Annotated in this window: 15 protein-coding genes; all 15 read right to left on the bottom strand. The window is 55.8% G+C overall.

Annotation, left to right across the window (positions count from 1 at the left end; all coding sequences use genetic code 11):
• Positions 1–5: 5 nt before the first annotated feature.
• Positions 6–3026 (bottom strand): hypothetical protein, encoded by a 3021-nt coding sequence (locus SH678x_RS00075; RefSeq protein ID WP_496920843.1) that lies wholly within the window; start codon positions 3024–3026, stop codon positions 6–8.
• 438 nt (positions 3027–3464) lie between these two features.
• Positions 3465–3986 (bottom strand): KdsC family phosphatase, encoded by a 522-nt coding sequence (locus tag SH678x_RS00070; RefSeq protein WP_496920842.1) that lies wholly within the window; start codon positions 3984–3986, stop codon positions 3465–3467.
• A gap of 78 nt (positions 3987–4064) precedes the next feature.
• Positions 4065–5174 carry a KpsF/GutQ family sugar-phosphate isomerase gene (locus SH678x_RS00065; RefSeq protein ID WP_496920841.1) on the bottom strand — a complete coding sequence of 370 codons (1110 nt, stop codon included), beginning with the start codon at positions 5172–5174 and terminating at the stop codon, positions 4065–4067.
• A 93-nt stretch (positions 5175–5267) separates the two neighbouring features.
• Positions 5268–6059: a hypothetical protein gene (locus SH678x_RS00060; protein WP_496920840.1), complete on the bottom strand. Its 792-nt coding sequence runs from the start codon at positions 6057–6059 to the stop codon at positions 5268–5270.
• Positions 6034–6396: a PadR family transcriptional regulator gene (locus SH678x_RS00055; protein WP_496920839.1), complete on the bottom strand. Its 363-nt coding sequence runs from the start codon at positions 6394–6396 to the stop codon at positions 6034–6036. The genes SH678x_RS00060 and SH678x_RS00055 overlap by 26 nt, the downstream gene beginning before the upstream one ends.
• A gap of 127 nt (positions 6397–6523) precedes the next feature.
• Complete coding sequence (locus tag SH678x_RS00050) at positions 6524–8938, bottom strand: hypothetical protein (RefSeq protein WP_496920838.1); 2415 nt, start codon at positions 8936–8938, stop codon at positions 6524–6526.
• A 1068-nt stretch (positions 8939–10006) separates the two neighbouring features.
• Entirely contained in the window at positions 10007–10435 is a 429-nt protein-coding gene (locus SH678x_RS00045; RefSeq protein ID WP_496920837.1) for a DUF4332 domain-containing protein, read from the bottom strand.
• Positions 10436–10528: 93 nt separating this feature from the next.
• Positions 10529–11953, bottom strand: a complete 1425-nt coding sequence (locus tag SH678x_RS00040; RefSeq protein WP_496920836.1) for a DUF805 domain-containing protein — start codon at positions 11951–11953, stop codon at positions 10529–10531.
• An 87-nt stretch (positions 11954–12040) separates the two neighbouring features.
• The gene (gene carB, locus SH678x_RS00035; protein WP_496920835.1) at positions 12041–15370 is read right to left on the bottom strand and encodes a carbamoyl-phosphate synthase large subunit; all 3330 of its coding nucleotides are present in this window, start codon (positions 15368–15370) and stop codon (positions 12041–12043) included.
• A gap of 190 nt (positions 15371–15560) precedes the next feature.
• Positions 15561–16343 (bottom strand): hypothetical protein, encoded by a 783-nt coding sequence (locus SH678x_RS00030; protein ID WP_496920834.1) that lies wholly within the window; start codon positions 16341–16343, stop codon positions 15561–15563.
• A 48-nt stretch (positions 16344–16391) separates the two neighbouring features.
• Complete coding sequence (dinD, locus tag SH678x_RS00025) at positions 16392–17264, bottom strand: DNA damage-inducible protein D (RefSeq protein ID WP_496920833.1); 873 nt, start codon at positions 17262–17264, stop codon at positions 16392–16394.
• A gap of 43 nt (positions 17265–17307) precedes the next feature.
• Positions 17308–19803, bottom strand: coding sequence for a DNA gyrase subunit B (locus SH678x_RS00020; protein WP_496920832.1), 2496 nt, complete (start codon positions 19801–19803; stop codon positions 17308–17310).
• Between the two features lie 19 nt (positions 19804–19822).
• Entirely contained in the window at positions 19823–20215 is a 393-nt protein-coding gene (locus SH678x_RS00015; protein ID WP_496920831.1) for a DciA family protein, read from the bottom strand.
• Between the two features lie 69 nt (positions 20216–20284).
• Positions 20285–21400, bottom strand: a complete 1116-nt coding sequence (gene dnaN / locus SH678x_RS00010; protein ID WP_496920830.1) for a DNA polymerase III subunit beta — start codon at positions 21398–21400, stop codon at positions 20285–20287.
• A gap of 386 nt (positions 21401–21786) precedes the next feature.
• Positions 21787–22854: a DnaA/Hda family protein gene (locus SH678x_RS00005; protein WP_496920829.1), complete on the bottom strand. Its 1068-nt coding sequence runs from the start codon at positions 22852–22854 to the stop codon at positions 21787–21789.

The following is a 22854-nucleotide window of genomic DNA, read 5'->3' as shown; positions in this document are numbered from 1 at the left end:
AAAGCCTACTTAGCAGGTTGCCCCATATTCAATCCGTTCAGCTGGCCGCGACCGACGCCGGTGGCTTTCCATTCGTCGGATGTTTGGTTGTATTCGAGCGCGTTGAAAGATTGCTCGTCGCGGGGTCCGCCCGGATATTGTTCACGGGTTAGCACGGCTGGGCGGACGCCGTCACCCTCCAACATGAATTTTGCCTTCTGCTGATCATATTTGGCCCGATGGGCACGAATGTTGAAGACCCCCTGCTCGCCGCCGACGCCCTCGATCACAACGTCACCCCCCGGCACGCCGGTTCCCTCGGCCATCAATTCCACCGCCGCCAAGCGGGAATCACGGTCCAGCCGTGCGTTGGGACTCTGAGCGACCTGCAACCGATGGCTTTCTATATATATGGTCTCCGGCCGAAGTGAGCCCTGCGGCATGATTGGCAGTTTTTGTTCCCAGGCATCGACCGGCCCGTAAACCGTGTGAACATTCCCCAGCACCGCCACATAGCGGCCTTTTTGTTCCAGCAGATTCCCTTCGACCCCCTTGTTGAATTCAATCCGCAAGAATCGCAGTTGTTGCTCGGGACGTGCCGCCGCGGCCGTTTTGAAATCCGCATCAGGCGTCACATCGACAAACGGCATGGGTTTACGTTCGGTCTTCGACAGATGGACCGATTCCACAAAACCAGGCCCCACTCCCGCGACGATGCCCGTGAGTTGATTGGCGGAGATCGATTCGAGCGCCATGCGATGCACCGCCGTTGTCCCCACGGCATCGCGCTGGACAAACTGCGCGGCGATGCCTTCCCAACATTCAATCTGGGCAAGTTGCGTTTGCTCGCGCTGCGTGGCGCCATCAAAGCGAATCGGCTGCGAAAGGACCGCTACCAATCGGTTTGTGTTCAATTGACCCGTTGAAGTTCGACCCACGACGTCGCCTTGGAACGTAACGCGGTCGTTCTCCATGTTCATGCCGCCCTGCCAGGTGATCTCAAGAACTTCTGGCTCGCTGAGTTCATTGCCCGCCAAATCACGCGCCATCGGAATTTGCAACTGGCCGGGCGAATTGATCATCGCGCCGCTCGTGCCACGGTTGGCTAGGATTTCGACGGCTTGAATCGACATGCCCTGGGCCGTAATTGACGCGGGTTGGCCTTTGAGTGATAGTTCGGCAGCCGGAGTGTCGGCCTTGCGAACCGTGAGTTCTTTGCCGCGAACAACAAGGGGCTGTGTTCCCGCGTTGCCGAGGGCTTCCTCGCGGAACATCAAATCGCCCCGCGCATCGAGCGAACGCACCGCGGCATTGCCCGCACGGACGACCATCTCGACAGCAAGAGTTTCAGCATTGATGTTATAGGCCCGACCACCCGCGGCACCTCCTCCCAACAGCGAAGAGTTGCCACCCGGTGAACCCGCGCCGCTGGCATTTCCCAGCACCAAATCGCTCGGCGTATAAGCAACGTCAATCACGAGTTCATTGACTTTGCCGCTTAGCTCCGCGGATTGAATATCAACGTGACCGTTGGCCACCATCCGCGAAGGCACAACTTCCGACGGCAGGAGATCGTCTTCGCTGCCGTCGATGGCTCGTTCGCGCAACGTGAGTTCCATATCATCCGCCCACAAGCGTCCTCCCGCCATCGTAAGCCGTGGGCGACCGCGAACGTTCAAGACGGGTTGGCCACTGACGCGACGAAGTTCCATGCCGTCGGTCCAGCGGACTTCAAACGGTTGCTGCGTGTTGGCGGTGCCGGGGACGCCCTTCAGCCAACCATTTCCCGCGGCGAGTAACGTGCCGATTCGCTGGCCCGAATCTTTGGCGGGTGCCGTGTATTGCACCATCGGGGCGTGAATTTCATTGCCTTGGTAAGTGAGGACGATCTCATCTTGTCCGCTGAAGGAAATTCGCTGCGGCCCCAATTCGATTCTCATCAAGCCACATTTCGCCGCGGCATCGTGCGTGTCGGACGACAAATCAACGGGATTAAGCTCTGTGCCATGAGCTTCCACCGTGCCGGCATGCAAGGCACTCACCGTGCGTGTGCGACCCGCGATGGATGTCGCCGCGTTCGGATCATCGACGACGGGGGAAATCGTTTCGTCCTCGGCGGCGAGATAAAGATTCAAAGCATCACACAGCAAGCGATTCCGCGCGCCGTTGGAATAGGTTTGCAGCACGCGCACCTTATCAACAAACGATGCCAGATTCGAGGTGAAATCGAATTTGAAGGAACCATCGCAATTAATCTCGACGGGCGGCATTTCTCCTTGGGGCACCCTTTTACCATCGAACAAACCCGTGCTTTGCACGGCCAGATGTGCCGAGACATTCTCGCGGATTTCCAACGAATCGATGCCACCAATGCTGGGCCCCGCCGAGGCTTGGCCCCGCTCGATGGCGACCAACCGAATTTCCAAGACCTTGCCCTTGCCCCAATGCTCGCCCAGCCGCATATCGACTTCGGCATCGGTGCGAATCAAATCCTGGTTCATGTAGAGATCGCGGGTCTTGAGCAGCAGATCATCTGCGGGACCGGGCTCGTTCATATCGCTGCGCACGACGATGTCGCCCAACAGCCGGGCCCATTGCAGTCGGCCAACGCCGTTGAAGCCCGCCTGAAAGCTTTCGTCGAGTTGAATCACCGCGCCGTGGGGCGCTTCGAGAATGATGGCATCGCGCGGCGGTACTTCGCCGGGTTCACGTTCGTGCGGAAAGAACAGCACCGCACATTTATTCACGCGAACTTCGCCGCTGTCGTTGGGTTGATAATCGTCGAGGACGATCATCGCCTGGCCGTTGTCAAAACTCTTGGGAGGCGTGGCAAGCGTCCAATGATTGGCCGGAAAATACGCGGCGAGGAGTTCCCGATGTTTATGCGTCGGCGTGTAGTTGGCGGGGGCTTCCGTGCCGTCGCTCACTACATGAACAATCTGTGCGTGAGGCGGCTCGATGAATGGCACCGCCAGCAGCACGTAGAGCTGATAGACCACGACCGTGACGGCAAAGGCGATACCGGCGTGTGTCAGTCGGGCGAGCATGGGGGAAATTTCAGAATGCGGATTTCAGATTGCGGAATGTAATAAATATCAGCGACTAAACCCTATGCCACCGAAGGTCCATGTTTCGGCTCTGAGTCTCCATACCTCTCGGATGTCGTAACCTAATGCATCAATTGACATGGGTGTCCAATTGATCAAGTTTTCGTCTTGCGATGTAGCCTTTGCAGGGGCTGTTCCTTCTCTTTCATCCGCATTTAGGAAGTACTTATCTTCGCCCATCGTAGAGGTTTTAAGTAGCGAACTTCGAGATACCTCCATGGCTGTTGGCCCAGCAATGAGTGCGTATCGCAACGTGTCCTTTGCCTGAGCGGCGGAAGTGAGGCTACAGGCTGCCAAGGTTAGTATCAGGGTTCTCATTTTGGCGATTCCTTACGTTTTAACCCGGCGAGCGTAGTTCTCCGGCTATAGGTCCTTTGCTTAGGCCACGTATTTGCGGATTGTGGTTTCCCAGCGATTGGTGTTTTTCAGAATCAATTCGATGATCTCGCGGATTGCTCCCATGCCGCCTGGCTGGCTCGTTACGTAGCCCGCAGCATTTCGCACTTCTTCGGCGGCGTCGGCTACAGAGACTCCCAAGCCTACACTCTGGATGGCTGCCAAGTCGGGCAGGTCATCCCCCACATAGCAAACTTGTTCGAGCGAAAGCTGATGCTCTGTCGCGATTTCACGCACCGCGGCGAGTTTGTCTTTCGCTCCCTGCCGCAAGATCGCGATATCAAGCTCCTCGGCACGCAACTTGACGACTTGCGAACTGCGAGCCGTCACGATGCCAAAGGCCAAGCCATTTTGCTGCCAGAGGCGAATCCCCTGCCCATCACGAATATGAAACTGCTTGGCTTCGATCCCTTGGTTGTCGTAGATCAACCGTCCGTCCGTGAGCACGCCATCGACGTCGGAAAGAATCAAGCGAATCGCAGCGCATTTTTCGGTGAGGGACATGACGATCTGCCGTTTTCTTACTTAGCCGCAGGCGGTAGCCAGCGGTCGTCCTTTGACACCGCTATCAAGAAACATCACTCAATCCGCGTACTCATCGGCGTCGTAAATCCGAATCGAAGGTCGCGCGGCTTTGCGTGTTTGCTTGGCGGCAACTTCCGTGGTTGGCATCATGCTCATCAGGTCGGTCACGTCGATCAAACCCAGCGGTTTGCCCAAACCGTCGACGACGGGCAGTTCACTGATCTTACGGTCGGCCAACAGATCAACGGCCTCGCTCAACTTGGCTCCCACGCCAATGGTCAGCGGGGCTTTGATCATCACCTCAACAACGGGCCGGTCGAGCGCCACGTCGTGACGCGATTCGATCAACCGCGCCAGATCGCTGTCGGTGAACAAACCGGTCAGCCGACCTTCGTGATCGGTGAGCATTATCGCCCCGCTGCGACGCCCGGGCTTGGTGCAGGTCACAAGCACTTGGCGGATCGTGAGGTTTTCATTCGCGACGCGGCAATCATCGAGACCACGCATCGAGTCTTCCACGGCGCTGAGTTTCAAGCCCAACGCCCCGCCGGGATGAAACTTCGCGAAATCATCGGCTGCAAAACCGCGCAGACGGCTGACCACGAGCGCGAGCGCGTCGCCCAAGGCAAGCATCACGGCCGTGCTTGTGCTCGGCGCGAGACCCAGCGAACAGGCTTCGTCGATTTGGCCCAGTTGAATCGTAATGTCGGCTTCACGCCCCAGCGTGCTTGTGCGCGAGGAAGTTACCGCAATCAACGGCACACCCACGCGGCGAAAACTGGGGATCAGCCCCACGACTTCGCTTGTCTCGCCGCTTTGCGAAAACGCAATCACAACGTCGCCCTGCCGCACGCGGCCGAGATCGCCATGAATCGCTTCGGCCGGATGCAAAAAGTGCGCGCGGGTGCCAGTCGAAGAAAACGTGGCGGCCAGCTTCTGACCGATATGGCCCGCCTTGCCCATGCCGGTGATGATCACGTCGCCCGACAGGCGATACATCATCCGCACGGCGCGGAAAAAATTGCTGTCGATCTGCTTGACGAGCTCGTTGAGCGCGCGGGCTTCGGTCCGCACGACTTCGCGGCCAAGCCGCAAGACTTCGTCTTCCGAGAGGGGAGAAAATTGGGGGGCATTCGCTCGTTTGCGGAGCGCAGCTTCCGTGCTCATTGTTGGGTCTTCCTTGACGCAACGAGTGTGATGAAATCCAAGGGCGGATTGTACGTCGGCAGATGGATTCTCACAACGCGAGCGGAGCGGATGCTAGCATGTGGAGAGAGAATCGAATGTTGGCGACTGCATCCGCCAGATGAGTACTCCTGCGACAGCTAAAGGCCACAGCAACTGAAGCATGAGTTGGGTATCGCTAGCATATCGATTCACAATATCTCGTGGTGCTGAACAGAAAGTCCACAGAGGGAGACTTACAACAACGCAATCGGGGGCAACTGTTTGACCAGTTGTCGCATCTTTAAATTCGGAAGGCGAACCAACCAAGCCGAATTTCATGCTGCCAATATTTAGGGCTAGAACAAATGCAGCGAGTGCGACCCACCGCCAGCCGAGCCCCGCTCGAGACGCGCGCCATGACAAGAAGCAGAGAACGATTGCTGGCATTACAAAAACGAACCAACCGATTAAGAAATTCATCGCGATAGTGTCGCCCGTAGTCAATATCTCCATCTCGGGATGAGAGTTGACTCCCAAAAGTTCTAACGTCTTGCCCAAGAGAAACAAACTTAACACTGATATAATCCAAGTTCCAAGGAGGAGGATCAGTGGGCCAAACAAATACGTAAGTACTGGCCAACGCCCACACCAATGCCGACGTTGATACGCGCGAACTGTTTTCTTCACCAACGACTTCGTATCTCCTAAACGCTCATCAGCCGAAGCGTGCGCTGTCGATTCCGACATACCACCTACCAAGCATTCCTCGACGAGATCGCCATGATGGTCGGCCAATTCCTCGGCCGCACGGCGTGAATATTCCACGGGCAATCCGCGGCGAATCAACTCTTCAGTAAAACTACGAAGCGACTCGGGCGTGTTCATGCTTGCCTCCTTGCAAGATTTGATTGATGGCTGAGACGATTTGCGACCATTGATCCACGGTTTGCGCTTGTTGCTTGCGACCTGCCGTGGTCACGCGATAGACAACCCGACTCCGCCCCCCCACGTCGATCCGCCGCGAGTTAATCGCTCCACGTTCTTCCAATTTGTGAAGCAAAGGATAAACGCAGCCTTCACCGAAGCGCAGCACATCGCCGCTCTGCGCGCGGATAGTTTGCACAAGTTCGTAGCCGTACATGGGGCGCTGGCTTAAAAGTTCCAGCACCACCAGTTCGGGCACGCCATTGAGAAAGTCGGGATTCGTGGTCTTGGTTTTCATGCGGCGGAGGATACCTCGCGGTTTGAGGTATGCCAAGAGCAGTTCGTTTCGTGAGCGCATAAAAAAACCGGGCACCGACTTTTGAGGCCGGTGCCCGGAAATCATTGTTGTCAATCAGCGTCCGTTCTTATCGATCACCGCGTCCGCGGCCTCCTCCACCGCCGCCGCCACCGGGGCCACGTCCTCCGCCGCCTCCGCCACCAAAGGGATTCCCGCCACCGCGGCGTTCACCACCCCCTTGGAATTGAGGCCGACCACCGCCGCCGCCGCTTCCGATATTCGGAATGCTGCGTTGGATGTTGCGGGGTGCTTGCTGAATCGCACGCTGTCCGCCGCCACCACCCTGCGGAGCTTGGATGCTGGGTCGCCCCCCTTGGGGAATTTGCATGCTCGGCCGACCTTCGCCACGGTTATAGTTGCCTTGGGGACGGCTCCCTTCAGGACGCGAACGAAAATTCTGACCTTGGGGCATCACTTCCTGTCCCGATGGCAAACGCATGACGCGCTGTGGGATCGGGCCTTCGATGTTCCGCCCCGCATTACCAGGAACTTGACCCCGCGGTCTGTCACCAAGTTGTGTTCCTCCCGGCACGCGGTTGAACGTGCGGTTATCGACTGGAGGAGTTTGATTGGCTCGACTGCGGAGTTGTTGATCCATGTTACGGCGTGCACGAGTGACTTCGTCGTTACCCGTTTGGATTTCTCGTTGCACTTGGCCACGATTGCTCAAATCGAGTCCCGGGTTCGGTCCACGAACTTCACTCGGACCGATTTGAGTATTTCCATCGGCACCAACCCGTGCCCGCACGCCTTGATCGGTGCGGATGTTGGTATCAACGCCGGCACGACTTTCGAGTTGACCACGATTACGGCCATCGGGACGTGTTTGTCCATCGACGCCTAGTTGTCCTTCAAGATTACCACGAGGGCGTCCACCTGGACGACCTTTCCCATTGGCGTCGACACCAACTTGACCTTGAAGATTGCCACGTGGGCGATCCCCTTGGCGAACTTGGCTATCGATTCCGACGCGGCCTTGACCGTTCACACTACCTCGGCCATCACGGCCGCGGACAGCATTATCGATCGCGCCAGTTGCTCCAACATTTGTGTCGGAAATCATATCCCGGCGTGAACGGCCTTGGGCACGCTCGCGATATTGATTGATATCGGTCTGACTTAGATCACGAGTGCGAATGGCATCACGTCCGTTGCGGTTCAAATCGTCAACGGTCGTGACTAACCCGCTAGCGCGTCCATCGCGGTCGCCACGCCCATCTCGGTCACCACGGCCATCGGCAATATCGCCGACAGCATCGCGGTCACGTGGGCCACGGCCATCCCCGGGCCGCCCATCTCCAGGTCGTCCGTCGCCGGGCCGACCATTGCGATCGCCGTCACGTCCAGGACGTCCGTCCCAATCTCCAGGACGGCCGCCACGGTCACCGCCGCGTCCGTCCCAATCGCCACGACCACGTCCGCGGCCATCCCAACTGTATCGATCCCAGTTGTTGTTATTCCGGCCGCCATTCCAGTTGTTGCGGTCGTTCCAGAAGTTGTTGTCCCAGTTGTTACGATTCGACCAACGGAAAGTCGACCACAGGGGATCATATCCAAACTGATTCCCACCGCCGTAGCCCCAGCGTCCGTAGTTGTAACCCCACGGTTGCAAGTAGCCTGGATAGTTGCCGCCCCAATTGCCGTAGTAATAGTGGCCGTAACCACGATTTACAAACAAGTTAGCAACCAACAAGCCCGTATTGAGCACGCTAGTAGGACGATAAAATCCACCGTACCCACCGCGATATCCACTACCCCAATAAACGGGTGCGTAGAGTAGACCGCGATTCTGCGCTGGGTAATCCCAGTAGCCGTTTACGTACACACTGCCACGCGAAGAGTAGCTGTAATGGTTCGGTACCCAAACCCAGTTAGGGTTGCCTTCGTACCAATAGCCGGCTTGCCAAACATAATCGCCGTTTTGATAAGCCCAGTTACCTGGAGCCCACAAATAGTTTTCACCTGGCGATGGGCTTGAAGGTCCTGCTTCAAGAGATTCTGGCGGAATAGGCAGCATTGTCAGCTGCTCTTGCTTGGCATCACCCCAAAAACCAGAGACCCATTGATACCCATTATCCACTTCTTGCCATTCACCAGGAATCCAAGTACGGCCTGGCGGAACATCGCGCCACATACCGCTGACCCACACGAAGTCGTCGCGGCCACTATCAAACATCCAATAGCCCGAAATCCACTGAACGTTCTTTCCTTCGGGTTGTTCCGACGGAGGAAGTTCATTGACTGGTTGCGGTGGTTGTTTGGAAACGATTTCTAGTTCTTGTTGGCTCAACGACATAGGCTCGGCAAATGCCTCATGAATCGGGCCGTTGTCCAAGATCTCAGGATCAGGCATGACGCTTTGTGAGTCTTGCGCAGCAGCCGCCTGCGGAGGCACCGGCGCTTGCGCAGAAGCGTCGTCGCCACGCCAACTCACCAACAGAGCAGCGAATAGCCCGCTGCCCACAAGGAATTTCTTCATCATCTTTTCTCTCTCCCGAAAATGTACACTCATCCCCTTAATGGAAGACTGTGCACTAGGGCGCCCCGCGGAAGAGTCGTTCTGGTCGCGGGATTTTGAATGGTTGTGCGGCAAGGTCCCCTCAGCCGCTTATTTTTGAAACCTGGGTCGCGAGCGCAGCTTGAGCTGTGCTAGGGAGTAGCTAGTTGCACTCCGCGTGCCAAAGAGAGTTATGGCGAGAACTATGATTGCTCAGGACGCGCGATCATGCTGTTTTAGGTCGTTTCGCAATCATGCTGGACGATCAGGCTGCGAAACTTAGAAAAAACCTTATGAAACGGGGGAAGCGACTGTCGCGAGCTAGCGGCGCAGCGTCATCACTTTTTCGAGATTCTCGCCCCAAAGGCTAAGCGTAAACCCGAACCCACCGTCACATCTTCACGTAAACATTCCGTCCGGCGAGCCCGCTTCAGCGGGCGGCGAATCAGAACCCTTTTTAATAACCCACAGCGCATAAAAAAAGCTCCCAGAAAAGCACACGTCCCAGGGGGGCAAAGGACGTAGTTACTTTTCCGGGAGCGATTGGACGCAATGACGCTTGCTGTCAGGCGGACAAGTGAGAAGTGTGTCGCGTCTCACTCGCCGGTTTGTATCGAGGCGGTGGAAGGCGTCCGTGCCTACCAACCGCTTCGGGATCGACCCTCACAAGCCTGTATTGGCAAGCTAGTCGACCCTTCACGTGTATTGTTGTTTTGATGTTCCTCGCAACGGCAATGACTGCTGTGGCGGCGACGTGATTAAGGAGAGCTTTGAAAAATTTCTTGTGAGCTTTTTTCTTGGCTTCCTTGCCTCGTGCGTCAGCGTCAAACGCGTTGTTCAATCGTTGTGGGGGGGAGAATAAGGCCCTCTCGAAATACGGTCAAGGTCGGTTTTGAAAGTCATGAAAAACTTTTTGGAAACATTCCTGTTGTTCATCAATGCAATAGAGAAATCGTTTGGTTTTATGCTGAATTCTCGTACACCGCGACTTGTGCCTGTTTATGTTCGTTGCCACCAAATAGATTGTGACAGCACGCATAAACGTCGCTAGCATCATGCCGCTTGTGACAAGTTTTGATGTTGTTGATTTGCTAATCCAATCCAAGCACAAATTTCTGCCGTGGATGGTTTTGTTTTCTTTGCGACCCACGAGTCGGGCAGCGCATCACGCCACAACGCTTCGATCTTCGCGATCAATTCCGTGGGCGTGCTCCGTGCGAGTCGTTCCGCCGAAGCGACTTCAATCGCCGCGAGAACCCGCGCCGCATCGCTCGAAAGTTCCGGCACACCAACCAGCAATCGTGCTTCACGCTGCCAAGCAGCAATGGTTTCCACCGAGAATTGCCGATCCGCAGCCGCTTGCGGCTTAGCAGCCAACAATTCCGCCACCGTGCGCACGCCAACGGTCGCAAGCCGCCCCGCAGCACGGGGCCCAAGCCCTAAAACGTCGCACGCATTGCTCTGCCAAGTCCAAGTCACCATGGGGCGGGATGATAGAAAGTCGCACGTCCTAGGTGAAGGCCAGTAGCCGGCGAGCTAGGTCTCGCCGGAAAACCGGTGATGATTGCATCGCGGCTATGCTTGCTCGCGTTCCGCCAATTGCTTGATATGTCGCAGCACCCGGCCGTGGATTTTATGAATTAGCCAATCCGTCCACAGAGTCCAGTAAGCGTGTGGATAAATCTCGAGTTTGTACCAAGTACGGCCTTCGAGGCGAGTCCTGCCATCGGCCAGCGGAATCAGGCGGAACTCGCCATGCGTACTACGAAACGAGCCATCAAGGTGTGGCGGGTGAATATGTCGATAGGGACTGAGCTCCGTCATGGGATCAGGTTGCTTGGTCACATCAAAAGCCAATACGCGGGGAGGATCCCACACTGTCACTGGTTCGACGAAGGAACCGGTCGTGAAATCGCAGTAACGAGTCGCATCAACACCTTCGCCTTCAATGCGCGCTCCCTGCGGACATGAGATTCCCAAACGAAAAAACCACTCGGGGTCTTCTGTGATTTCGGGGAAAGAAATGACGCATTCCCAAACATGCTCAGGGGACGCGGCAATTTCGACGACTGAGAGAACCTCAAATTCAGTTCGTGGAGTGATGAATCCTTCGATTCCAGCGATCATCGGCAGGATGAGTAATCCACCCAAAAGACCGTTCTCTTTTTTCTCTCTGGTAACATTACGATGACTAGCAATTGCTCGGCCTACGAGAGCTCCCAGAAATGCGCAAGGCAGGACAATCGGAATGGCCATAACTATGCAAAGAATACCTTCCAGACCGAATAATAAAAGCGCGACGGCGAAAACTACCACAACAATAGCGGTATGTCCTAGTGTGTTGGACATCTTTTGTTGATACTGGCGATTATAGACGTATGCGCTAACGGCACCTGTAACGATTGGCGTACCAAAGAACACTGCTGCGCCGTAGGAGTGAAAAATGTTGACACTTAATAAGGTCAGAGTCAACAAATAAATAACTCCAATCGCTATTCCATAAAGAGCGGCTGATAGTGCGGGTACACCTTCAACTGTTGAATCGAGTTGAGGTTGTTTCCAGTAGTGTCGTTGAGCATAGTTCTCAGGTATCCAAGATAAGTAAAGCATAAAGAAAAAATTTAATATCGGTACTAGCACAAACATCCCCACCCATGGCGAAGCGCCGGCGTCAACGGCGCGGCGCGTACTCATCGCGACCGCTATCCATACAAAGGGGATTGTCCAGAGTACCCAGGCCATCCCTAACCAATCGGGACCACCAACGATAAACTCGCTACGGACGGATATTAACGGGTTGAAAAAATCGAGCGGCGAATAAAATTTGCCCGTCGTCGAAGCGATAACCAAGGACTCAACCGCGTACTTGAAGACCATGAGACACAAACCGGTGAGCAGATACTCCTGGCGACCAACGGCACCTTCAAGGCAAAACCAACGACCGATGCGGCGCAGTATGTTCATGAGAAAAATCGCGATGCTATGAATTTGAGATTTCACAGTTTACCGCAATTTTAAGCAATGCTTAACACCTAATCGGAAATACTCCGCGTATCTCTGCGCCTTCGCGAACTCCGCGTTTCAACCTTACCGCACCACCGGCGCGAAGCGATCTTGCAGCGCCTCGACTTCCATCTCTTCTTCGCGCAAAGCTTCCATCGCCATGACGGCCGCGGTCGCGGCTTCGATCGTTGTGAGACAGGGCACGCCCGCTTGCACGGTCGCCGCGCGAATTTTGCCTTCGTCGGTGCGTGCCCCCTTGCCGCGCGGGGTGTTCATCACGAGCGCCACATCGCCGTTGGCCAGAAAGTCGAGCAAGTTGGGATGACCTTCGCGAATTTTTTTCACTTCCCGTGAGGGAATCCCTGCGGCGGCCAGAATCTTGGCGGTTCCTTCGGTCGCTAGAAGTGAATACCCCATGTCGTGAAGCCGCTGGCCGATTTCAATGACTTGGGGCTTATTGCGATCCGCCACGCTCAAGAAGACATTGCCACTGTGCGGCAAGACCGTCCCCGCGGCAAGTTGGCTTTTGGCGAACGCCATGCTGAACCGGGGGCTGATCCCCATCACTTCGCCCGTCGATCGCATTTCGGGGCCCAGCACGATATCGACACCAATGAATTTGATGAACGGCAGGACGCTTTCCTTCACCGAGACGTGACTCGGCACGGGATCTTCCGTGATACCTTGCTCAGCGAGCGACACGCCGACCATCACCTTCGCAGCGATTCGCGCAACGGGCATCCCCGTCGCCTTGGCCACAAACGGCACGGTACGGCTCGCACGAGGGTTCACTTCGATAACGTAGATGACAGGGCGCGAGTTTCGAGTTTCGAGTTCCGAGTTGGAAGAGTCTGAGATTAACTCGCCACTCGCGGCTCGCAACTCGTCCACTTCTTCCCAACGCACCGCAAACTGCACGTTCATCAAGCCGACGACTTTCAACTCACGAGCCAGTGCGGCGGTCGAATCGCGAATCTCTTTCACAACGGGGCCAGGCAAACTGTAAGGAGGAATCGCACACGCCGAGTCGCCCGAGTGAATGCCCGCCTCTTCGATGTGTTCCATAATGCCTGGCACGATCACATCGCGGCCATCGCTGATCGCATCGACGTCGACTTCGGTCGCCCCTTCGAGGAAGCGATCGAGCAACACCGGCTGACCTTGTGCGACGACAAACGCTTCAGCCGTGAACTTTTCAAGTTGCTGTTGGTCGTAGCAAATCTCCATCGCACGCCCACCCAACACAAAGCTGGGACGCACCAACAACGGATATCCAATTTTCACCGCCACGCGCCGGGCCTGATCCATCGTGCGAGCGATGCCATTGGCTGGCTGTTTGAGATCCAGTCGCTCTAAAAGTTGTTGGAATTTCTCACGATCTTCGGCCGCTTCGATGGCATCGACGCTCGTGCCAATGATCGGCACGCCGGCGCTCTTGAGAGCGCGGGCCAAATTCAACGGCGTCTGCCCACCAAATTGCACGATCACACCATCAGGCTCGACGCGGTCGCAAATGTTGAGCACGTCCTCCACGGTGAGCGGTTCGAAGAACAACAGATCGCTGGTGTCGTAGTCAGTACTGACTGTCTCGGGGTTGGAGTTGACCATCACCGACTCGATGCCAAGTTCGCGCATCGCGAAGCTCGCGTGACAGCAGCAATAATCGAATTCGATCCCTTGCCCGATGCGATTCGGCCCGCCGCCGAGAATCATAATCCGCTTGTTGCCCGGCTGCTTGGGCGGCGTCTCGTCTTCGGTTTCGTACGTGGAATAGTAGTACGGCGTGTAGGCTTCAAACTCCGCCGCGCAGGTGTCGACTGATTTGAACGTCGCGACGATCCCCAGCGCTTTGCGGCGTTCGCGCACTTCGATCTGGGTGCTACCGAGCATGATCGCCAGTTGCCGATCGGAGAAACCCTGCCGCTTCGCCGTGCGCAACAATTCGGGCGAGAGATTGTCCCAACTTCCCACCGCGCGAATCAGTTCTTCCGTTTCGACAATCTCCGCCAGGTTATCGAGGAACCACGGATCGATGCCCGTGAGTTCGTAAATCCGCTCGGTGGTCATACCGCTCTTAATCGCGTAACGCAAATACCACACGCGCTGCGGGCCAGGCCGGGAAAGCTTCTCTTTGATTTCTTCTACATTGGGTTGGCGGTCGGTTCCCCAAAGATCACTGCCATCGCAACCAAAACCGAAGCTGCCAACTTCCAGGCCGCGTAACGCTTTTTGAAACGATTCCTTAAACGTGCTGCCGATGGCCATCGTCTCACCCACGCTTTTCATCTGCGTAGTGAGCGTGTCGTCGGCCTCGGGGAACTTTTCAAATGCGAACCGGGGAATCTTCGTGACGACGTAATCAATCGTCGGCTCGAAGCAAGCAGTCGTCTTGCGCGTAATATCGTTGGGGAGTTCGTGTAGCCGATAGCCGACGGCAAGCTTCGCTGCGATCTTGGCAATCGGAAAACCGGTCGCCTTTGAAGCGAGCGCACTCGAACGACTGACCCGCGGATTCATTTCGATGACGATCATCCGGCCAGTTTGCGGATGAATCGCAAATTGAATGTTCGAACCGCCCGTCTCCACGCCGATCTCGCGAATCACCGCGAGGCTCGCATCGCGCATCCGCTGATATTCCTTGTCCGAAAGCGTCTGCGCGGGAGCCACCGTGATTGAATCGCCGGTGTGTACACCCACGGGGTCAACATTTTCGATTGAGCAGATAATCACGACATTGTCATCCGCATCGCGCATCACCTCAGTCTCGTACTCTTTCCAACCGATGATCGATTCTTCGATCAACACTTCCTTGGTAGGCGATTGATCGAGGCCGCGGCGGACGAGTTCATCAAATTCTTGACGATTGTAGGCGATTGACGAGCCACTGCCCCCCATCGTGAAGCTGGGCCTGACCACGGCAGGGAGTCCAATGTCGAGCACCAACTCGCGAGCTTCATCGAGCGTATGTACCGTCTTGCCACGACAAACTTCGAGGCCAATCTTGTGCATCGCCTGTTTAAAGCGTTCCCGGCTTTCCGCTTTGTCGATCACATCAGCCTTCGCACCGATCATCTCGACGCCGAACTCCTTCAGCACGCCATGTCTCTCAAGATCCATAGCCAAATTGAGAGCCGTCCCACCTCCTAGGGTCGGCAACAACGCATCGGGGCGCTCCACTTCAATCACCTTGGCCACTATCTCCCACGTGAGCGGTTCGATATAAGTGCGATCCGCCGTCGCGGGGTCGGTCATGATCGTGGCGGGGTTACTGTTCACGAGTATGACTTCGTAGCCCTCTTCGCGCAGCGCTTTGCAAGCCTGAGTTCCCGAGTAATCGAACTCACAGGCTTGGCCGATCACGATCGGTCCCGAACCAATGATAAGAATGCGTTTGATGTCGTCGCGGCGAGGCATGGCAGGAAGGTTGCTCGTGGTTAGAAGCTTGATATCACCAATAGCCGCGATTCAACGAATCGCAGGTCTCCTGATGAACCCTCAAAACGTGGGTAAAATCGCTCGATTTTAGCGAGAAAACGGCCCTGGCGAAAGGGGCGGGAATCTTCGACAACCACTCAACTTCGTGAGCAACTGCTTGAGAAAGCAGTTAATTTGTCCTCACTTCGAACTCGACTTCCCCATCTAACTTCTTGAGTCGTCGCTGGATATCAAGGTGCATTCCCAGGGCGAGAATCTCGGCGATGAGCAGCAACGCCCACAGGATCCAGGCGTTGCTCACTTGAGTGCCCGACGCAATGAACGGCAAGAGAAAGCACCCCAAAAAGAACACCGCGACTCGCATCCCGCAACCCAGCCCAACCGCTACGAAAGGCGGGCCATATTCATAAAGATTTCGGATGCGACCTGGCAGGCCCATTAGTACCCCCGCCATGGCGAACAGGATTGCCCAATGCATGTGGTGATCGGTGATCCAAGCCCACGCTTGTTGAATGTTCAGCAGGAATTGCTGTAGCCAGGGAATTCCTGAACGATGGGATTGATAAGCCACCGCGCCGGCATTGATGAGAGCGAAAATGGCCCACAGCCGCAGGCTGCCAATCGTGTCCTTGCGCATCGCTTGATGTCGGAGAAACAAATAAAGCACCGGCAAGATGGCCAACAGAATCAAATACTCCCCAACCATGGGGAGCACGAGATGCCAAACCGTCGCCTCGCCCACCCAGATGGCATAAGCACACGCCCCCGCCACCGCGGCGATTTGAATCACCTGCACCACGATCTGACTGGCACCGAGTTCCCCCCCTTCGGTTTGCAGCAGATGCCTGGCATCGGCCACGCTCAAATTATTGACGAGCATGCTGCCCGCTTCGCCAGATTTCTTGGCAGGCGGAACGATTGGAGCCGCGGGTGATTTTTTCTTGCGAGACATAAGGGGAATGGTAGCTTAATGACGGAGAAAGAATGGAGGGCGTTATTACTACGATTCGCCTTCTTCAGCGACCCCCGGTGGCAGCTTCTTGATTGCCTTAGGCAACTTCTTAGCTTCGGATTGAACGCGACGTTCAAGTTTCTTGATGTCTTCGGCCGGAGGCAATTGCTCAGGTCTAATGTCTCGGTTGATAAGTATGCCTCGCACGTCGCGATTGTTCTTCACGTGCTCATCGGTAATCGCTCGCTCCGATGAGAGGTTGTCTCGTTTAATGTTGAAGTTGGTGATTTCATTGGCGAAATCTTTTGCTTTGATTGTGATTGTCGGCAAGTAATCGGCTAGTGGACGATTCTTAGGAACCTTGAGCCGATCCTTCATGTCTTGAGTTGTCTTGCCGCCGAATAGAGCTGTATCGCCCTGGCTGCGAATACGAGCAAAACTTTGGTTATCACCGAGTCGTTCAAAGATAACTCCTGAGAGTTGCTTCTCTGAAGTTGTTAACTTCTTGCGAGCGGCAAGTCGCTCCTGATCTTCGAGGCGCTGTTCAATAATTTCTTGCTTACGCGTTTGTACGGCGAAATAAGTTTGAGCGAAAGCGATGGGATCTTTGGAAGGATCGCCATTTTGAGCTATCAAATAGCAGGCATAACGAGTGAGCGCAATGTCCTCGATTTCCCGTTCTGCACCAGAGCCTAGGGGAACCATTTTGCGCACCCATGCAAAATGGTCTGCTGATACATAACCTGCATTCTCACAAGAGGTTATGGCCTTTTGAACTAGAGCCTCGAAACTTCTCCATTGTGCGTAGCCGAGGACTCCTTGAAGCTCTCTCGCATAACAAAACTCAACTTCTCCATCTTCGGTAGCATGAATAATTTGCTCAAAATCGCTATGAAGCTTCGCAATAAGCTCTTTCTTCATTTGAACACCTTCGTGCTAGACAAAGATCAAAATTGTGAGCCTTTTACACGTCCAAATTCTTCACGTCGAGCGCGTGCTTTTGGATGAAATCCCGGCGGGGTTCGACGTTGTCGCCCATCAGAACTCGGAACAACTCGTCGGCACTGCCGGCGTCTTCCATGCGGATCTGAAGCAGCGTGCGATTCACGGGATCGAGCGTCGTTTCGCGCAATTCCTCGGCGTTCATTTCACCCAGGCCCTTGAAGCGAGTGATCTGCAAACCTTTTTCCCCCGCGGCACGAATTGCCCCCGGCAGGCCGCGCATGTCGTCGAGACCCGTTTCGCTGTCGCCACGACGCAGCGTGTAGCGCGAACCTTCCATGCCCGTGCGGTCGGTGGGAATGAGCGACGCGATTTCGAAGCCGAGCTTGGAAAGATCTTTTAAAAGCGTGTTGATCGTTCGCACTTCGTGAAGTTCGACGATTCGCAATTTGGGCCCGACTTCGCCATTGGTTTGCGCATGGTCGTCGTCCGTGAGAGCCGTCCCCGCGTCCAAGCGAACTTCCTTGCCGGTTGCTTGTTCTTGCTCGGCAACAAATTTGTCGAGCGCTGCGCGGCTGTTAAACCAATGCTCTTCGGTGCCCAAAAACGCGTGAAAAATCGGGAGTTCTAGCGTAACCGGGTCTTGTCGTTCGGCATGGGCCTTGAGACTGATGCCTCGGCGCTCCAACGCCACAATCGATTCTTCCATCGCAGCCAATGTGCGGCACAGCTTTTCCATCCGCTCGCCATCGACCAGATCGCCATTGCCGGCATCAAACACACAATCGCCCAGGCCAAGATCCAGCAGCTGGGCCTTCATCTCCTCGTCGGTTTGCACGTAGTTGGTGTGCTTACCCTGTCGAACGCGGAACAACGGTGGCTGGGCCACGTAGACGTGCCCTTGGGCCACAAGCTCGTACATCTGTCGATAGAAAAACGTTAAGAGCAGCGTGCGAATGTGCGAACCATCGACGTCGGCGTCGGTCATGATTACGATCCGGCCGTAGCGCCGCTTGCTTAGATCCTGATCCTCGCCGATGCCGATGCCGATCGCGGAGATCATACTGCGAACTTCTTCGTTGGCGAGCACTTTGTCTTCACGGCTCTTGTAGGCATTGATAATTTTACCCCGGAGCGGCAAGATTGCTTGATACTCGCGAATGCGGCCGCCTTCGGCGCTACCGCCGGCCGAATCACCTTCCACAAGGTAGAGTTCGCACTTGTCGACGTCCTTGCTCGAGCAGTCGCGGAGCTTGCCCGGAAGGCCGCCACCAGCGAGTGCACCTTTCCGCTCGCGAATGAGTTGCCGGGCCTTGCGGGCGCTTTCGCGGGCCTCCGCGGCGACGATCACTTTGTTGATCATCGCCTTGGCGGTTTTCGGGTTTTCTTCGAGAAATTTGCTCAAATAATCGCCGAACGCCGAGTTCACGATGCCTTCGACTTCGCTGTTGCCAAGCTTGGTTTTAGTTTGGCCTTCGAACTGAGGATGCGGCACGCGCACGCTGATCACGGCGGTCAGACCTTCACGAACGTCTTCACCCGAGGGAATCAAATCCTTGAAGAGATTTTGTTTCTTGCCGTAGTTGTTGAGTGTACGAGTCAACGCCGTGCGGAAACCGGAGAGATGCGTGCCCCCTTCGGTGGTACTAATGTTGTTCACGTAGGAATGCACATTCTCGGTGTACTCGCCCGAGTACTGCATCGAGATCTCCATGGTCACGCCTTCGCTCTCCCCATCGAGGTAAAGCACCTCGGGGTGGACCACTTCGCTCGCACGATTGAGCCAGGTCACAAATTCCTTGATGCCTTCCTCGTATTGGAAGGTCTCTGCTTCGCCGGTCCGCGCGTCGGCGATCGAGATCTTCACGCCGCGATTCAAGAAGGCGAGTTCTTGGAGGCGCTTGACCAAAATCTGATAAGTGAATTTCGTGTTTGGAAAGATTTGGGGATCGGGCTTGAATGTTGTTTTCGTCCCCCGGCGATCGCTGGTGCCTGTGCGGCGAACTTCCCCTTTGGGCACGCCCCGTTCGTATTCCTGGTGATACATGTGGCCATCGCGGCAGACTTCCACTTCACACCATTCGCTCAAGAAATTGACGACCGTCACACCGACGCCGTGCAAACCGCCGGACGTTTGATAGGCCCCCTTGCTGAATTTGCCGCCAAATTTCAGCACGGTCATGACCCCTTCCAGGGTCGATACGTCGCGATCCATTTGCTCGGAAAGTTGTTCATGCTTCTCGACGGGAATACCCCGGCCGTCGTCTTCAACCGTTACCGAGCCATCGGAATTGACCAGCACGCGCACTTCGGTGGCGTAGTCGGCCATGGCTTCGTCGATCGAGTTATCGACAACTTCGTACACCAAGTGGTGCAAACCGCGGGTCGAGGTATCGCCGATGTACATGCCCGGCCGTTCGCGGACGTGCTCCAAGTCGCTCAAGTGCTCAAGATCAGAGGCACCGTATTCAGCGTTGCCCGCGTTGCCAGATTTCTTCTTCGGTTCGTCGTTTGACATTTGTTCCAACTGATTGTGTTTAGGGGTCGATGCGTCCGACCTTAAATTTCAATTGCTTAATTCCCTCGCTGGGGAGTGCCGCCTGCAAACTCGCCAGCAGTTCTTCCTTGCGGAACGTGAGCTCCTGCATCAACAGCGAATTCGCCACGAGCACCTCGAACACGCCCCGCCGCAATGCGGAAACCTGCGTCATCTTGGCGAGTCCTTCGCCGATGGCCGTGTGCCAGGCTTCGTCACGTTCTCCTGCCGCGCGAACCTGGGCATAACCCCGTCGGCTTACCAACTGAGCAATCACATTGCCAATTGGTTTAGGCCTTCGACCGTGAAACTTGCGTTGCTCGGCTGAACGATGTTCAGCAAAGTCGACCCAAGCTTCGCGAATCTCAGGGTTGTCGCCATCGGTGTCGGCCATTGCTTATCTCGTCAGGCTGAGGCTTGCGACCTCGGGGGAAATCCGACCTCGGAGAGGTCAGCCATAGTTTTAGCGATCACGTGACAGGGGCATGATCACATAGCCGTAACCATCGTCCGTCTTGCAAACGGCCGCGCTTTCGGCATCCTTCGCTTCAAAGGTGAACGTCTTCTCAGCGTCCAAGACCTTGAGGAAATCGGTCACGAAACGGGGATCAAGGGTCAACGTGAGTTCATCGCCGTTGTAGCCAATGGGAAGTTCAATGCGCGATTGGCCCACTTCGGCGGCTTTGCCAGCCAGTACCAACATGCCGTCGCCGAACGTGAAATCGACGCCGCGGCTCTCTTCGCTGGTGACAATCGCTGCCTGACGTACGGCGGCATGGGTCGCACCCACGGCAAGTTCCAAGCTCACTGCGTTTGAACCACCTTCGGGGAAAACCTTTCTCCAGTCCGGGAACCGTCCTTCAAGCAGCCGTGCCGAAATCGTGGCTCGTGCGCTGTGAACGAGAATCTCATTGCCCTTGAGCGCGAGTTGCACTTCGCTATCGGTGGGGGCAATCGCTCGTTCAATGAGCACCATCGCCCGCGTAGGAACGATCGTGGTTTGCTCCGTTTGCGGGGTACCTGTCTTTGTGACGGGGCCGGTCATCTTAGAAAGACGACGGCCATCCGTTCCCACGGCGGTCACTGCATCGTCACCGAACTCCAACTTTACGCCACCCAACGCATAGCGACTGCTTTCGCTGTCGGTGGCGAACACCGTCCGGCGAATCAGTTCACGCAGCAAGCGAGCAGAAATCTCGAAATAGCTTTTCTCCTCGAAGGCCGTGACCTGGGGGAACTCCGCGGGGTTTTCGGCAGGCAAGCGGAATTGGCTCCGTTCGCCGCGAATGGTCACGCCCGTGGAGTCGCATTCCAAATGGAGTGTTTGATCGTTGCTCTCTCGCAAGATCGAACCAAACCGCGAAACCGACAGCACAGTCGTGCCAGGCACTTGAATGTCGACCCCCGAGACCTGATGGCGGATCCCCACTTCGAGATCGGTGGCTAGCAGCGTGACCGAGTCGCCTGTGGCTTCCAACTTTACGTTTTGCAGGATCGGCTTGGGGCTCCGTGAGGGAGCGACCGAAGCCACGGTTTGGAACGCTTGCAGAAGCTGTTCCCGATCACAAGAAATCTTCATGGACTTGCTGCCCTTTCCGCTGGTACGAGAGGTCTCCGCCGAGGATTGGTTTTCTAATACGGTGCTCAACGGAATCCTCCTGAGTGTGTTTCTCTTTAATAAAATGTATTTAGTTAGTAGCAGTAGTAATGAGAGGCCGAGAAATGTCGATAACGCTGCGTGTGTAGCGGTAACCTATTTCATGGTCAGGACTTCCAATTCCCACTGAGTGGTGGAAAACAAGTTGGCTGTTTGTTCGTTTGTCGTTAGTTGCTGTTGATGGTTGATTGGTGTTTTGTCGTTTGTCAGCTTATGCTGAAAGTGCCTTGAGTTTATGCGTTGCTAGCAACAATCAATCAACAAGTTTTCCACAGGTGTTGGTGTCTTCTGGATTTGAACATCGCAGTTCAAGCGGCCAGCACGATGCGGCGTAATTCCTCGACGGCGTGTTGCGTGGCGGTGTCGGTGGCTATTCCCAATTGCAGCGATTCCATCGCGTGCATGATCGTGGTGTGGTCGCGTTTGCCGAGTTCTTTGCCAATCTGTGCGTAGCTCGCGTCGGTGAGCGTTCGTAGCAAATACACGGCCACGCTGCGGGCAAAAACGAGCGATTTCCGCCGGGCTGGGCCACGCAAAGCTGCTTGTGTGACCCCGAAATATCTGGCCACCACGGCAATGATTTCTTTGGCGGTGAGACCAGGACGATGATCACCCACGGCCGTTCCGACAATCGAAGACACATCCAGTTCGCGCAACGCACGCAGCAGTTGCGGCACGGGACCGGTTGTCTTTTCGGCGAGCGTACGCAGTTGCCGCTCGTCGACCGGAGTGCCCCGCTCGATGGCCGCGAGTCGCAAAAGTTCCAAGCGGGCTTCGACGCCAGGATGATTGAACCACAACAGCAATCCCCCGGCGAAGCGATCGCGCAAGCCAGAGTCGAGTTCCGCCTGCACGGTGGGCGATTCTTGCGAGGTGCAAATCACAACTGCTTCGGTCTCGGCAAGTTTATCCAGCAAATCGCGTAGCTCATGATGCAGCGCCAGCTTCGCGGGAAGCTTGTGCAAGTCTTCGATGACCAAGAGTTGCAGCTTCGCGAGCCGTGATCGTAGATCGACGATCTCGCCATCGGTGCGGGCATCGCTCAAACGTCGGGCGAAGTCGATGGCGGTGAAGTAAGCGACTTGTTCGCTCCCCAATACTGGCAGCCAACGCCTGACAATTGCATGAGCCAACGCCGATTTGCCACATCCCGAGGGGCCGATGAGAACCAAGGGATTGGTCCATGTTGGCGGCGTGAAGTCGGCTTCCCCCGTAAGAAGCTGTTCCAGGGCCAGGATCGGCAGACGATTTTCGGGACCCGCCACAAAGCAAGGCACTTCCGTCGGCGCAGCAGAATCGGCCCGTCCACTGGGGCTAGGGGGGAGATCGATTCGCAGCACTCCGTCGGTCACGTGGGTTCCGTCCAAAATCGGCAT

The sequence above is a fragment of the Bythopirellula superficialaquae genome (assembly GCF_059632245.1).
Note: the sequence above shows the minus strand (reverse complement) of the source record. Positions and strands in the feature narration are given on the sequence as shown.